At 54.1% G+C, this 14,806-nt stretch carries 15 protein-coding genes; 6 read left to right on the top strand and 9 right to left on the bottom strand.

What is annotated here, in order from left to right:
* Nucleotides 1–42 precede the first annotated feature (42 nt).
* The 3 genes from Q5705_19940 to Q5705_19930 all read left to right on the top strand — a co-directional run bounded on the left by Q5705_19940 (nt 43) and on the right by Q5705_19930 (nt 2,754).
* A complete protein-coding gene (locus Q5705_19940; GenBank protein ID WLI76809.1) occupies nt 43–972 on the top strand; it encodes a LysR substrate-binding domain-containing protein in 930 nt (309 codons plus the stop codon).
* A 103-nt stretch (nt 973–1,075) separates the two neighbouring features.
* Nucleotides 1,076–1,912 (top strand): ATP-binding cassette domain-containing protein, encoded by an 837-nt coding sequence (locus Q5705_19935; protein WLI76808.1) that lies wholly within the window; start codon nt 1,076–1,078, stop codon nt 1,910–1,912.
* A gap of 8 nt (nt 1,913–1,920) precedes the next feature.
* The gene (locus Q5705_19930) at nt 1,921–2,754 is read left to right on the top strand and encodes an ABC transporter permease subunit (GenBank protein WLI76807.1); all 834 of its coding nucleotides are present in this window, start codon (nt 1,921–1,923) and stop codon (nt 2,752–2,754) included.
* A 41-nt stretch (nt 2,755–2,795) separates the two neighbouring features.
* Here Q5705_19930 and Q5705_19925 read toward each other — a convergent pair whose 3' ends face one another.
* From Q5705_19925 to Q5705_19885, 9 genes are all read right to left on the bottom strand, one after another.
* Complete coding sequence (locus Q5705_19925) at nt 2,796–3,662, bottom strand: ABC transporter permease (protein ID WLI76806.1); 867 nt, start codon at nt 3,660–3,662, stop codon at nt 2,796–2,798.
* On the bottom strand, nt 3,634–4,476 hold the full coding sequence (locus tag Q5705_19920) for an ABC transporter ATP-binding protein (GenBank protein WLI76805.1): 843 nt from the start codon (nt 4,474–4,476) through the stop codon (nt 3,634–3,636). The genes Q5705_19925 and Q5705_19920 overlap by 29 nt, the downstream gene beginning before the upstream one ends.
* Before the next feature lie 21 nt (nt 4,477–4,497).
* A complete protein-coding gene (locus Q5705_19915; GenBank protein WLI76804.1) occupies nt 4,498–5,505 on the bottom strand; it encodes an ABC transporter substrate-binding protein in 1,008 nt (335 codons plus the stop codon).
* A gap of 500 nt (nt 5,506–6,005) precedes the next feature.
* A complete protein-coding gene (locus Q5705_19910; protein ID WLI76803.1) occupies nt 6,006–6,293 on the bottom strand; it encodes a helix-turn-helix transcriptional regulator in 288 nt (95 codons plus the stop codon).
* Complete coding sequence (locus tag Q5705_19905; GenBank protein WLI76802.1) at nt 6,280–6,603, bottom strand: type II toxin-antitoxin system RelE/ParE family toxin; 324 nt, start codon at nt 6,601–6,603, stop codon at nt 6,280–6,282. Before Q5705_19905 ends, Q5705_19910 begins: the two co-directional genes overlap by 14 nt.
* Nucleotides 6,604–6,782: 179 nt before the next feature.
* Nucleotides 6,783–7,544 (bottom strand): amino acid ABC transporter ATP-binding protein, encoded by a 762-nt coding sequence (locus tag Q5705_19900; protein ID WLI76801.1) that lies wholly within the window; start codon nt 7,542–7,544, stop codon nt 6,783–6,785.
* Complete coding sequence (locus Q5705_19895) at nt 7,537–8,202, bottom strand: ABC transporter permease subunit (GenBank protein ID WLI76800.1); 666 nt, start codon at nt 8,200–8,202, stop codon at nt 7,537–7,539. The genes Q5705_19900 and Q5705_19895 overlap by 8 nt, the downstream gene beginning before the upstream one ends.
* Nucleotides 8,203–8,216: 14 nt before the next feature.
* On the bottom strand, nt 8,217–8,858 hold the full coding sequence (locus Q5705_19890) for an amino acid ABC transporter permease (protein ID WLI76799.1): 642 nt from the start codon (nt 8,856–8,858) through the stop codon (nt 8,217–8,219).
* 57 nt (nt 8,859–8,915) lie between these two features.
* Entirely contained in the window at nt 8,916–9,764 is an 849-nt protein-coding gene (locus tag Q5705_19885; protein WLI76798.1) for a transporter substrate-binding domain-containing protein, read from the bottom strand.
* Between the two features lie 233 nt (nt 9,765–9,997).
* Here Q5705_19885 and Q5705_19880 point away from each other — a divergent pair, with 233 nt between their 5' ends.
* The 3 genes from Q5705_19880 (at nt 9,998) to Q5705_19870 (ending at nt 14,797) form a co-directional block, all read left to right on the top strand.
* Nucleotides 9,998–11,461 carry a PLP-dependent aminotransferase family protein gene (locus Q5705_19880; GenBank protein WLI76797.1) on the top strand — a complete coding sequence of 488 codons (1,464 nt, stop codon included), beginning with the start codon at nt 9,998–10,000 and terminating at the stop codon, nt 11,459–11,461.
* Nucleotides 11,462–11,545: 84 nt separating this feature from the next.
* Nucleotides 11,546–12,664: a YbdK family carboxylate-amine ligase gene (locus Q5705_19875; GenBank protein WLI76796.1), complete on the top strand. Its 1,119-nt coding sequence runs from the start codon at nt 11,546–11,548 to the stop codon at nt 12,662–12,664.
* Between the two features lie 225 nt (nt 12,665–12,889).
* On the top strand, nt 12,890–14,797 hold the full coding sequence (locus tag Q5705_19870) for a nitrate- and nitrite sensing domain-containing protein (protein ID WLI76795.1): 1,908 nt from the start codon (nt 12,890–12,892) through the stop codon (nt 14,795–14,797).
* Nucleotides 14,798–14,806 lie beyond the last annotated feature (9 nt).

Below are 14,806 nucleotides of genomic sequence, written 5' to 3'. Positions count from 1 at the left end.
CTGTGAAGGGGTTATTTCTTTATCGTGAAATAAGGTGGAATTATGGCTGATAAATTACAACTTCCGCCTTTACAGGCATTAGTGGTATTTGAAGCAGCGGCGCGTTTAGGTAATTTTACCGCCGCCGGAAATGAGCTTGGGCTTTCGCAACCGGCGGTCAGCCAGCGTATTCAATCTCTTGAAAGCCGGCTGGATGCCCCGTTATTTGAGCGGCGTCATCGCGGGGTGCAATTGACCGAATCCGGCCACAGCCTGTACCTGATTGTACGCAGCAGCCTGAATGATATCAGCGAGCAACTGGAGCGCACCCGGCGCAAGCGCAACGTGCTGCGCATCGACACCGATATGGGCTTTGCCAGCTACTGGCTGCTGCCGCGCATGGAGCACTTACAGGCGCTGATCCCAGGCGTTGAAGTGCAGGTTACCACCTCGCCTAACGACTATAATTTTCGCGACAGCAACGCCGATCTGGCTATCTATTTTGGTCAGGGAAACTGGCCAGGAACCCAGACCCAGCGCCTGTTCCCGGAGATTGTTTTTCCGGTCTGTAATCAGGAAATAAAGGCGAAAATCGGCTCCAGTGCCCGTGCGGAAACCCTGCTAAGTTATCCGTTACTGAAACTGCCAGAAACCCGCCCGCAGCGCTGGATAACCTGGGAGGACTGGTTTCGCCATCACCAGGTTTTCGGCCAGAGCCACAGCGCCTCGCGCACCTTTAATGCTTACTCTTTAGTGATTCAGGCGGCGCTGGAAGGCCAGGGCATTGCCATTGGTTGGCAGCCGCTGATTGCGCCGTTTATTGCCAGCCAGCAACTGGTGCAATGCGGCCCGTCGGTACGTACCGAGCGGGGCTATTACCTTATTTCCGCCAGCCATAAACCGATTTCTGCCCAGCAGGAGAAAATTAAATCGTGGTTATTAGACGAAGCCTGGGGCTTTCATAAACAGGAGGCGTTAATTGCCGGAATATAAATAAGCTAATGCAGAAAAAGCATATTCATCAACTTAAAATCATTATTCCACTCGCGTCTTTTACGTTAGTGTGTGATGGCCCTTTATAAATAAAGCCATGATTATGTCGGAACCCTTATTTGAATTACGCGCGGTGAATAAACATTATTATTCCGGCGGCCAGAAACGCTTTTTTTCCCGCCGGGAAAACGGCAGCGCAATACAGGCGCTGCAAGATATTCATTTGCAAATCTTTGCCGGTGAGATTTTTGTCATTGTCGGGTTATCCGGTTCGGGTAAATCCACCTTGCTGCGTACGCTCAACCACCTGATCCCCGCCAGCTCCGGGGATGTCACTTTTCAGGGTCGTCCGCTTGCCTCACTCTCTGAAAAAGAGTTGATCGGCCTGCGCCGCGAGCATATGAGCATGGTGTTTCAGTCGTTTGCCCTGTTCGACGAACGCACAGTGCTGGATAACGTCGCCTTTGGCCTGGAAGTGGCGGGCATTCCGCGGGAAGCGCGGGAAGCCAGAGCGTTAGCGATGCTGAAAAAGGTCGGTCTCGGGAATGTGGCAACGCAGTATCCGCACCAGCTTTCCGGCGGGATGCAGCAGCGTGTCGGATTGGCGCGTGCGCTGGTGGTTGACCCCTCCGTGCTGTTAATGGATGAAGCCTTTTCCGCGCTGGATCCGATTATTCGCCGCGAGATGCAGTCGTTACTGCTGATGTTGCAGGCCGATTCGCAGCGCACCATTGTTTTCGTCACCCACGATATGGAAGAGGCGCTGCGCCTCGGTTCACGCATCGCCATTATGGAAAAGGGCAAACTGGTGCAGGTGGGCAAACCGGAAGCGCTCATCAATGCGCCCGCCACGCCGTATGTCCGCCACTTTTTCTCCGGGGTGGATATTTCCCGCTGGCAAATGGCGGAAAACTTCGCCGATATCTGGCCGACTCGTTAAGGAACACCATGGCTTATCCATTAGATTTTAGTCGGCAGATTGATGATGCCGTGCACTCGCTGTTGACCCATGCGGGCGGCCTTTTTGACGGTATTGCGCAGGGAATTGACCTGTTTGCCGGTGGCCTTGAGCTGGCGATCAATGCTCTTTCACCGTGGGGGTTAGTGGTGCTGGCGGTGGCGCTGGGTGCCTGGCGGATCGGCAAAGGTTTTGCGCTGTTTGCCCTGCTCGCCACGCTGTACATCATTTATAGCGGGTATAGCGAACATGCGGCGATCACCCTGGCGCTGACGCTTTCGTCCACCTTTTTTAGCCTGCTGTTTGGCATTCCGCTTGGGATCTGGAGCGCGCGCCATGCGACGGTAGGCAGCGTGGTGCGCACCTTGCTTGATTTTATGCAGACCATGCCAGCGTTTGTTTACCTGATCCCGGCCACCATTTTGTTTGGCCTCGGTCGCCCGCCGGGGATTTTCGCCACCATTTTGTTCTCCATGCCGCCGGTGGTGCGTTTGACGGACCTCGGGATTCGCCAGGTGAATAAATCGCGGCTGGAAGCGGGCATCGCCTTTGGCTGTACGCCGTGGCAGTTGCTGTGGAAAGTGCAGCTTCCGGCGGCGCAGCCGTCAATTATGGCCGGGGTGAATCAGACCATTATGATGGCGATGTCGATGGTGATTATTGCGTCGATGGTCGGTGCCGGTGGGCTGGGCAACGATATTCTTAGCAGCATTCAGCAACTGGAGATCGGTCTCGGTTTGCAAAGCGGTATCGTGGTGGTGCTGATGGCGATTTTGCTCGACCGTTTATCCGCCAGTTTTGCCCGCCGTCCGGTACATCAATGATGATGGTTTCGCCGATGCGCAGCCGCCATCGGCGATATCAATTATCGCTGCATCCCCCAGCGCTTAATGGTCACTTTCTCAAGGCTTGCAAACACCACGCCTTCGACCAGTAAACCAATGGCGATCACCGTCACCAGCCCGGCAAATACCCGGTCGGTAAACAGCTCATTGCGGTTCTGGAAGATATACCACCCCAGCCCGCCCTGCCCGCTGGACGCACCGAACACCAGCTCCGCCGCAATCAGCGTGCGCCAGGCAAACGCCCAACCAATTTTTAACCCGGAAAGAATGGCCGGTAACGACCCCGGGATCAGGATCGTTACCACATAGCGCGGCCCGCTGAGGCCGTAATTGCGCCCTGTCATGCGCAGGGTTTCCGGTACGCCGCTAAACCCCGACCAGGTATTGAGCGCAATCGGCCACATCACCGAATGCACCAGCACAAAAATCAGGCTGACCTTGCCTAAGCCAAACCACAGCAGCGCCAGCGGCAGCAGCGCAATGGCGGGCAGCGGGTTGAGCATCGCCGTCAGGGTGCTGAGCAGATCGCGGCCAAACTGCGTGGTGACCGCCAGCGCACTGGCAACCAGCGCCAGCACGCTGCCAATCAAATAGCCTTTCAGCAAAATACTCAGGGAGTTGACGATTTTCTCGGGTAACTCGCCGTTACGCATATCTTCACTGAAGACATGCCAGGTCTGCATCACGCCGGGTAACATCAAATCATTTTGCTGTACCCGCGCCGCCACTTCCCACAGCGCCAGCACCAGCAGCACAATCAGCGATTTGCGCAGCCAGGCCAGGTTCCATATACGCTGGCCCCACGGCAGCGGCGTTTCCACCGCCACATCGCGCAGCGGCGGCAGTTCGCGTTCAAACTCAGGACGAATGTACGGTGGCTGCGACATAAGCAGGCTCCTTATCAGCGGCAGAAGACGCGCCATTCCCGCTCGCCGGGAACAACAATTCATGAATATGCCGGGCGGCATGCTGGAAGCTTTCGCTGCCGAAATCATTCAGCGTGAACTGGTGGCAATTTAACTCTGCTCTCACCCTGCCCGGATGCGGTGACAGCACCAGAATGCGGCTGCCGACCACCAGCGCCTCCTCAATGGAGTGCGTGACAAAGAGCAGCGTAAAGCGTTCTTCTTCCCACAACGTCAGCAACTCCTCCTGCATGGTGCGCCGGGTCAGGGCATCCAGCGCGGCGAAGGGTTCATCCATCAACAGAATGCGCGGCTTCATTGCCAGCGCCCGGGCAATCGCCACACGCTGTTTCATGCCGCCGGAAAGCATATGTGGCATCACATCGGCGAAATCAGACAGCCCCACTTTGTTGAGAAAATGCCGCGCTGTCTCTTTCGCCTCTGCGCGGCTGGCTTTGCGGCTCGCCAGCAGCGGGAACATGACGTTTTCCAGCACTGTTTTCCACGGTGGCAGTTGATCGAACTCCTGAAACACCATCATCCGTTCCGGGCCTGGTGCGGTAATCACCTCACCTTGTAAGGCAATCTGCCCGCTGCGTGGGGCGAGAAAACCGCCTGCCGCCTTCAGCAGGCTTGATTTCCCGCAGCCAGAAGGCCCGAGCAGAATAAAGCGATCGCCGGGCCAGACATCAAAGCTGACATCATGGGTGGCGCGCACCTGGCGTTCGCGGGTGCGGTATTCAATGTCAACGTGGCTGACCTGCAACAGCGGGCCGTCATTGTGGTGAGTGACCATCTCTGCCTCCTGTGTCGTGGCTTAGCTGCCTGGGTTTTCCCACGCTTCGTTGAAGAAGTAATCCTTCCAGGAGCTAGCTTTGTTTTTCAGTACGCCCAGTTCGTGGAGTTTTTCGGCATACACGCCGGTGCGCTCCGGGGAGACGGTGAAGCTGATTTCCGGATCGTTGACGATTTTCTGCACCAGCGGTAAAGGCAGGCGGGATTTTTCGACGCGAATATAGGTTTCTGCCGCCGCATTTTTGTTGGCGTTAATAATTTTTGTCGCTTCACTCAGGGCGCGATAAAAGGCTTTGTAAGTTTTCGGGTTTTCGTCGTGGAATTTCTGTGTGGTGTAGAGAACATTAAAGGTGGCCTGGCCGCCTAGTACGTCATAAGAGCTAAGAATTTTATGCACGTTGCTGTGTTCCAGCGCCTGGTACTGAAATGGCGGGCTGGAAAAATGGGTAGTAATTTCTGAACCACCGGCAATTAATGCCGCACTGGCATCCGGGTGCGGCAGGCTGACGCTGATATTATCGAAGCGTTTGAAATCCGCATCGCCATATAATTTGGCGGTTTCAATTTGTAATGTGCGCGACTGAAAACCGACACCCGCCGCCGGAACCGCAATGCGGTCTTTGTCGCTCAAATCTTTTATGGTTTTCACCGCCGGGTTATTGCTGAGTAAATAGTTGGGCATTGACCCCAGCGAGGCGATGGCTTTCACATTCTGGCGGCCTTTGGTGCGATCCCACAGCGTCAGCAGCGGCGGCACGCCAGCCGAAGCGACATCCAGCGCGCCGGAGAGCAGCGCTTCATTCATCCCGGTCGCCCCGGAAATGGTGCGCCAGTCGACGGTAATATCCAGCCCCTCTTTCTTCCCTTCTTTCTCAATCAGCTGCTGGTCGCGCACCACATCGAGAATTAAATAACCAATGCCAAACTGCTGTGCGATGCTAATTTTTCCTTCGGCAAAGGCTGAATGGGTGATGCCATTTAAGGCAAAGAGTGCCAGCACACCGGCAAGCGTTCGGTTTAATCTGTTCATGCATATCCCCGGTTTTTTAATTTTTCAAACGAAAATGATTGGCTGGCGGGGTTAAAAAAAGGAAATGATTTAATCTGCAATGCTTAGTGAATAATTCACTTAAGCGTTTCCTGGCGCGGGGTTGACGCTGATTTGTAGCCTGCCTGGCACGGCATTGACCGGCGAGAAACGGAAAGCCACCAAATCCCACCGCGCGCGGACGAAAGCTATTAGCAGGCATTGTTAGCGCAGGTGGACTGGCTGCGCTACGGTCAGGAAGGCATCTTTATTGATGAAGTCTCCTGGGGCGAGTTTGTCGCGCTGGAGACATAAAAACAGTGAAGTCGCATAAAAGTTGGGGTTGACCGCAAAGATGATAAAGATTATCTTTCTCATTACAGAATAGTTGAGTAGTTAACTCAGGTATTCGGTACGACATTGCTCACATTGCTTCCAGTATTATTTGCCCGCCGTTTAGTGCGGGCTTTTTTTTGCTTTGGCACCAGCCAGTTGAATAAATTTTATAGCGTAATCTGCGGATGTTTTATGCCGCAGGCTCTTGCATAACGAGCCAGGGTTTCCAGGCTGGCTTTAACCACATTGGCTTCCATGCGGGAAACCGTCGGCGGTGTGACCCCCATACGTTCAGCCACTTGCGCTCTGGTTAACCCGGCGTGACGACGCCATTCTGCCAGCATTGCCTGCAAGCGCTCTTTGCGCTCCTGAGCCTCGTATTCAGCCTGTACATCAGGGTCGGACAGCAATTCAGCCCGGACGGTTTCCCATGCCACTCCTTTAATCTTTTTCATTTAGCATCTCCTCTAATCTTGCAAAGGCGAGCTTTATCTCAACGGGCGGCACTTTCTGCGTTCGTTTGATAAACACTCTGAGCAGAAGAATGTTCTTCCCTTTTTGATAGACATAAAGCCCTCGCGCTATGTCAGTTCCCATGGTCCTGATTTCAAATAATCCGCCTCCCAGCGGCTTACTGTCAGGTTCCCGCAGCGCTGTTGCATTGAGTGTGAGCTTATCTATTAAACGGATAATCCTGGCTCTGACAGCGGACGGTAACCGGGCGATTTCTTCAGGCACATCCTCGTGCAAAATAACGTTAAACACGTCGTTCCTCCATGACTCAATGTTAGCACCCGAAAAAAATTGCATCAAAAGGCAATTTTTAACATGAGCAATAACATCTAATCTGTAGAACTCTTTCCGTGAGCACAATCCGAAAGCCTGATTACCGTTGTGTTATGCGAGCATGAACGCAACTTTGTTACCGTGCCGGACTTTTTCATTCAGCGGCTGGTCTGTAAAAACTTACGTACCCGGTCTGAGTCGGGGTTGCTGAAGAATTTTTCCGGCGACGCTTGCTCAATCAGCAGCCCTTTTTCGAGAAACACCACCTGGTCGGAGACCTGGCGAGCAAACTCCATTTCGTGGGTAACCACCACCATGGTGTAGCCTTCCGCCGCCAGATCTTTCATCACGCCGAGCACTTCGTTGACCAGTTCAGGATCGAGCGCTGAGGTGGGTTCATCAAAGAGGATCACTTCCGGCGACATCGCCAGCGAGCGGGCAATCGCCACGCGCTGTTTCTGCCCACCGGAAAGCGTAATCGGGTAGACATCGGCTTTATGGCTCATGCCGACCTTTTCCAGTTGGCGACGAGCTACCTCGTTCGCCTTGTCGCGTTTCAGTCCTTTTACATGCACCAGCGCTTCGGTGACGTTTTGCTGCACCGTTAAATGCGGCCACAGGTTGAAACTCTGGAATACCATCCCTACCCGCTCGCGGATGTGCGAAAGATCTTTATGCGACATCGCCTTGCCGGTTTTCTCGTCCACGCCGATGCGCTGCCCGCTGATGCGCACTTCGCCGCGATCCGGCTGCTCCAGCCAGTTCATACAGCGCAGCAGCGTTGACTTACCGGAACCGGATGAACCGAGAATGCTAACCACCGTGCCCTTTTCTACCGTCAGGTTAATATCCCGCAGCACTTCGATGTTATCGAACTGCTTGGAGAGGTTTTTGATGCTTACCGCGCTTGTTTCAGGCATGGGTCATTCCTCTTTTCGCTCCGTAATGGCTTAACTGCTTAATCAGTAATTCCAGCAGAATGCTGACGCCCCAGTAGAGCGCAATGGCGACAATAAAGGCATTAAACGGAATAAAGTAGGTGGATTGCACACTATTGGCCGCGGCAGTTATCTCCTGCACGGTAATAATGCACAGAAACGCGGTGTCCTTCAGACAAATAATTAACTGGTTCCCCATGAGCGGCAGCGCCGAAGAAACGATATTCGGCAGGATAATGCGCAAGAAGATTTTATAGCGTGAGAAGCCTTGTGATACCGCCGCTTCAATATAGCCTGCGGAAAATATGCGCCGCTGGCTGCGTAAAATCTCAAAGAAATAGGCGCCGTGATAGATAACCAATGACAACAAACCGGCGGTCCACGCCTCCATGCTAATACCCAATTGCGGCAAGCCGTAATAAAGCAGATACGCCAGAATCAAAAACGGCACCGCGCGCATCAGGCTGACAAAAGCAATAATGACCCGGTTAACAAAACGGTTTTGATACTCCATGACGTAGCACAACACCACGCCAATTAATAAACCGACGACGGCGGCGATAATAAACAGTTCAAGGGTGGCGATAAAACCATTGAAAAAACTCTCGCGCGCCGCCCAAATAATGCCCCACTGGTTCATAACTCCTCCGTCGTTTATCGCGCCAGGCGCTTCGCTTTACGTTCCGCCACGCCCTGCAATTTCAACAGCAGGCCGATAATAATCACGTACAACAGCGCCGCCGCGAGGATCGGTGATAGCGGCTCATAGGTCACCGAGGAGATGCGGTTGGTGACGCGGGTTAAATCCACCACGCCAATCACCGCAATGGCCGGGCTGCCTTTAATTAAAAATGACATTTCGTTGACCAGCGCAGGCAGGCTTTCGATCCACATTTGCGGCAGCATAATCTGGCGAAAATAGGTCCAGCGCCGCATCCCGACCGACTCCGCCGCTTCCCGCTGCTCACGGGGGAAATTGCGAAAGGCGTTGCGCCAGATCTCGGCGTTAAACGCCGAGGTATTGAGCGTCAGGGCAACAATCGCCGCCAGGGTTTTATCCAGGTTAATACCGAGCGTCGGCAGGGATAAAAAGAGAAACAGCACCAGCGTCACCAGCGGCGTGGCTCGCGCAAGGCTGATATAAACCACCAGCAACTGGTCGATAAACGGGAGCTTCATCATGCGGATAAACGCGATGACGAGACCAATAACCACCCCGCAGGCGATGGCGATACCAGAGATCCAGAGGGTCGTCCATGCGCCTTCAATCAGTAACTGCCATGAGATTAAGTCCATGTGCCCTCCTGCTAAAACAGGCGGCGGATGCCCGCCGCATAGACTGACAAACCTGCCTTAAAAACCGGCTAATTTGTGGAACTGATCGGCGCTGGTAATCGGCTCCTTCGGCAGGTCATAGGTTTCGCCAAACCATTTTTTCTGCAACTCCGCCAGCTTGCCGGTTTCGGTCAGATGGTTCATAAAACCGGTCATAAACTTCAGCAGTTCCGGGGAGTTTTTTGGAATTGGCCACGCCATATAACCCGGCCCGGAGACCGCCAGCCCTTTGGCGAACACTTTCGGTTTGGCTTTTACCAGGTCGTTCACCGAAATAACCACGTTAATCACGTAATCGACGCGTTTGTTGGCTAAATCCGCGTAGGCTTCCGGGTAGGATTGGTATTCCACCACCGGGCCAAGTTTGCCGCCCTCTTTTTCCAGCATCGCTTTCAGTTCCGGCAAACGTGCCAATAACGCACTACCCGCCTGGACACCCACTTTTTTACCGCTGAGATCGGCAATAGTATTTAAGCCTTTCTCATCGGCACGTTTGACAAAATAGTGCTGCGCCGAAGCCCAGGGCGGCGTGAAATTAAATACGTTGAGACGTTCATCGGTAATGACCGCGCCGGTCAGCGCCATATCATATTGGCCGGTCGAGACCGCCGCGAGTAAACCGGTCCACGGCAAAATACTTTGGTTGATGTTGAATTTCGCATATTTGCGCAACTCTTCGAGCATGTCCTTATTGAAACCGTCCGTCTGGCCGTTATTCATAAAGTTAAACGGCGCGTAATCATCTTCGGTCGCGACTTTCATCGTGCCGCTTTTTTCAATTTCAGGTAAATCCGCTGCCACTGCGTGTAAGGAAAATGCCAAAGCGATCATGGCTGCAAGACAATATTTGCCGAAGTATTTTTTCATCTCTCCACCCTTTATTTAATCTGCCAGACCGGAATGTCCCAGGTGTGCTGGAAGCGTTGCAAGTTATATGCCGAACCGGTGCGTCGTTCGGTTTTTATGACTGCGTTTTTACAATAGGGAGGCTTGCGCGTTGGTGAATAGAGCCAGTTCTGGCGAATCTTTGTGTCAGTTAACCGGAAGCTGGTATGGAATTTGCTCCGTTAAAAAGAGCGATACAGCCGATGGAGTGCAGCATGATTCGACATCTCTTGAATGTGAATTTTGATGGTCAACGCGGGTTGCAGGAGCAAGTGCGCGAAACCCTGGTAAACGCCATTCTGAGCGGCATTTTCCCCGCTGACACTCCGCTGCCTTCGTGTCGCCAACTCGCTGGCCAGCTCAACGTCTCGCGCAATACCACCGCGCTGGTATTTGAAAGCCTGGTGAACGAAGGTTACCTGCTGAGCCGCCCGCGCAGCGGTTATTACCTGCACCCGGATTACTACACCTGCGGACAAAACCCACCGCAGCCTGCACCGGAATGCGAGCGCAATGCACCACTATGGAGCAATCGTCTGAAAATCACACCCAGCCAGCAGGAGTCGATTCTTAAACCGGCAGGCTGGATGCACTATCGCTACCCGTTTATTTACGGCCAGCCTTATGCCCAGCAATTCCCCCTTGCCAGCTGGCGTGCGGCGGCGAACTGGTTACACGGCGGCGTGCGCGACCCGGCGTGGGTTATCGATCATATCGATCAGGATGTGCCGATGTTGATTGAGCAGATCCGCACCCGCGTGTTGCCTAAACGCGGGATTGTCGCCGCGCCCGATGAAATATTGATTACGCTGGGTTCGCAAAATGCGCTCTATTTGCTGACGCGCCTGTTGATGTCGCGCACTACCCGTGTAGCGGTTGAGAACCCTGGTTTTCGCGAAGCCATCAATACTTTTTTATTAAGCGATACGCAGATTGTGCCGCACGCGGTAGATGAAGAAGGATTAGTGCTGAATGACACGCCGTGCGACTACTATTACGTCACGCCGGGCCACCAGGTGCCGACTGGGGTGACGATGAGCAAAGCCCGCCGCGCCCGGCTGCTGGAGTACGCCGCCCGCCACGATGCGGTGGTGATTGAGGATGATTACGACTCGGAAAGCAACTTTATGCAGAACCCGCTTCCGGCGTTGAAAGCCAGCGATCGCAGTGACCGGGTGATTTATGTCAGCAGCCTGTCGAAAGCGCTGTCACCGGGGCTGCGGCTGGGTTTTATGGTCGCCGCGCCGGAAATTATTGATGAAGCGCGCGCCCTGCGCCGCCTGGTTTACCGCCATCCGCCGACTAACATTCAGTACCAGATGGCGCATTTCCTCGCGCAAGGCCATTACGAAACCCATTTACGCCGCTACCACGACGATTCTGCCCGCCGCTGGGATTGCCTGCACAATGCGTTACGCATCTTTTTGCCGGAGTGCCAGAGCATGGCGGGCAGCGAGCATGCTAATGCGTTCTGGTTGCGCACACCTGAGCATATCAGCACCCAGCAATTGACCTGGCGTGCCGCCCATGCAGGCGTGCTGATTGAGCCAGGCGCGCGCCATTTTCTGGACGCCGCGCCGCCGGATAATTTCTTTCGTATGGGTTTTCACGCCATCGACCCGCAGGCGATTGCGCCCGGCGTTGAAGTGCTGCGCGGTCAACTGGCGCCGCTGTGTTGAAGATTTGCGCAGTTGCTGCCGGCTCGCAGGACGGATCGGCGATTCACTTCCATACTCAAACAAACAGCTGAGTAAGGGATAAATATGCCACTGCCTGATTTTCACGTTTCTGACCCATTTACCCTCGGCATTGAGCTGGAATTGCAGGTTGTCAATCCGCCGGGTTACGACTTAAGCCAGGACTCGTCGCGGTTGATTGAGGCGGTAAAACACCGCGTCAGCGCCGGGGAGGTAAAGCACGATATCACCGAGAGCATGCTGGAAATTGCTACCGGCGTTTGTCGCGATATCAGCCAGGCGGCGCATCAGTTCACGGCAATGCAGCACGTTATTCTGCAAGCAGCGGATGAGCACCATGTGCAAATTTGCGGCGGCGGGACGCACCCGTTCCAGAAATGGCAGCGCCAGCAAATCTGCGAGGATGAGCGCTACGCGCGCACGCTGGAGATGTTCGGCTATTTAATGCAGCAGGCGACGGTGTTCGGCCAGCATGTGCATGTCGGTTGCACCAACGGCGATGACGCTATCTATTTATTGCATGGCCTGTCGCGTTTCGTGCCGCACTTTATCGCGCTTAGCGCCAGTTCGCCCTATATCCAGGGCACCGATACGCAATTCGCCTCGTCGCGCCTGAATATCTTCTCCTCGTTCCCGGATAACGGCCCGATGCCGTGGGTAGCGAACTGGCAGGAGTTTGAAGGGTTATTTCGCCGCTTAAGCTACACCTCGATGATTGAAAGCATTAAAGATTTGCACTGGGATATTCGCCCCAGCCCAAGTTTTGGCACCGTTGAAGTGCGGGTGATGGATACGCCGCTGACGCTTTCCCATGCCGTGAGTGTTGCGGGCTTTATTCAGGCGCTGTCCCACTGGCTGCTGGCGGAGCGGCCATTTAAGCACCAGGAGCGCGATTATTTATTGTATAAATTTAACCGCTTCCAGGCCTGCCGCTTTGGCCTGAACGGCATCTTAACGGATGTCCACACCGGCGAGCAGCGCACCATTGCTGAGGATCTCTCCCGCCTGCTGGAGAAAATCGCGCCGTGGGCTGATAAGCTCAACGCCACCAGCGCGCTGGATGACCTGGCAAACAGTGTGAAACGCGGTAAGAGCGAAGCTCAGTTAATGCGCGAATTTGTCGCCGATGGCGGATCGTTAATCGGATTAATGAAAAAACACGCTGAAATTTGGGCTGCGGGTTAATCCTTTTATTTTTACGCTGATGTATTGCTTCCCCGGCATTATTTCTGCCGGGGAAGTCAGGATATATTTTCTGATATATAGAGATATTTCTCAGCAATATAACCCTTAAGGGGTAGAACAACCTGCCAGAATTGATAAATATCAACAAGCCCTGCATTAGAAATAAAGCCTCCGCGTTTCGTCTCCGATAACAAATATAAGAACACGCGAACAAGAGGCATTTTTATGAAGTGGATTTACCGTTTATCAATGAAATCAAAATTGTTACTGGCATTGCTGCCTTTATTGTTTGCGCTCATATGGTTAGCCACAAGCGGCATTGCTTCGCGCGTGGAGACCGGCCAGCAAATGCGCACCATTATGACCTTAACAACACTGGCGAAAAATGCGGGCAGCGTTATTCATGAGCTACAAAAAGAACGCGGATTGAGCGCAGGATATTTAGGCAGTAAAGGCCAGCAATTCAGCAATGAATTGTCGGCGCAATATCCGCTCTCAACAAAAACCATCACCCAATTAACCGACGTTTTAAATCAATTTCCGGTACAGGAAGCGAATAACGATATTCGTCATGCGCTGGAACAGTTTCGACAGCATCAGCAGGGTATGAGCGCTTTTCGCCAGCAGGTGCGTACGCAAAGCGTGACCGGCACACAATCGCTGATGTGGTATAGCGCCATTATTAATGATTTGCTGAATATGGTGGGTGGTATCAGCCAGTTGACGGATAACGGCGAGATTGTTAACCAACTGGCGGCCTATTACAGCGTGCTGAATGCCAAAGAGCAGAGCGGTATTGAGCGGGCATTATTATCGAACGTTTTTTCCGCTGACCGCTTTACCGACGCGCAATTCCGCCAGCTTAACGAAGTAATTGGCAAACAGGTCTCCTGGCTGGCGGCAACCCACGCGTTCAGCACCGCTCAGGTGAACGAAAAAATGAACGCGCAACTGCAAGCCCCGCAGGCGCTTCAGGCGCTGACCCTGCGCCAGACGGCCATTGACCATGCAACCACCGGCGGTTTTGGCGTTGCGCCAGCCGACTGGTTTAACGCCCAGACGGCGCGCATTAATACGCTGAAGGCTGTGGAAGATGCCGCTTCCGACCGCCTGCTGAGCACGGCGCAACAGCTTGCAGATGAAGCCTGGCGCGAAGTGACCATTTTCGCGGTGATAAGTGTACTGGCACTCGTTGTCGCACTCTTCTTCGCCGTACTGGTCGCCAGCAGTATTCACCGTCAGTTGCACCATTCGCTGGCAACGATTGAAGGCATGGATGGCGATCTCACCCAGCGGCTGGAGGTGCCCGGCAGCGATGAGTTATCGATGCTCAACCGCGCTTATAACCAGGCGATTGAAAACATTCAGCATATTGTCAGTGAGATTAAACAGGGCGCGGGCGTGCTGCGCGGTGCAAGTTCTGAGATCGCCAGCGGTAACCAGGATTTAGCGTCGCGTACCGATCAACAGGCGGCCTCGCTGGTGGAAACCGCAGCCAGCATGGAGGAGATCGCCACGGCGGTGAACCTGACCGCCGATAATGCCAACGAAGCGAAACGACTTACGCAGGAGGTGGAGATACAGGTGCAGGAAGCCAGCCGCGTGGCGGGCGAAACCAGTATCAGCATGACGGCGATTCGTCACTCCAGCGAACAGATTTCCAGCATTGTCAGCTCTATTGATGAGATTTCGTTCCAGACCAACCTGTTGGCGCTTAATGCCGCCGTGGAAGCAGCGCGTGCCGGTGAGCTGGGCAAAGGCTTTGCGGTGGTCGCCGCCGAGGTGCGTAATTTATCGCAGCGCTGTGCCAATGACGCGCAACAGATTCGTGACCTGGTGAGTAAAAACATGGAGCAGATCCAGCAAGGTGTAGCGCTGGCGCAGGCGTCTGACCGCACATTGCAAGCGGCACGCGAGAACACCGGGCAGATGCTGGCTTTTGTCAGCGATATCGCCCACGCTGCGAATGAGCAGTCGCTTGGCGTATCGCAAGTGCATGAAGCGCTGAATCAACTGGAGCAGGTCACCCAGCAAAACGCCGGGCTGGTGGCGAACGCCGCCAGCGCCAGCCAGATGCTGGACAGGCAATCCGAAAATATGAGCACGCTGGTTGACCGGTTTGTGGTGGCCTGATTGATGATC

Origin of the sequence: Kosakonia sp. H02 (genome assembly GCA_030704225.1) — a bacterium.
Taxonomy (GTDB): Bacteria; Pseudomonadota; Gammaproteobacteria; order Enterobacterales; family Enterobacteriaceae; genus Kosakonia.
This window is presented reverse-complemented; position numbering and strand designations above follow the sequence as displayed.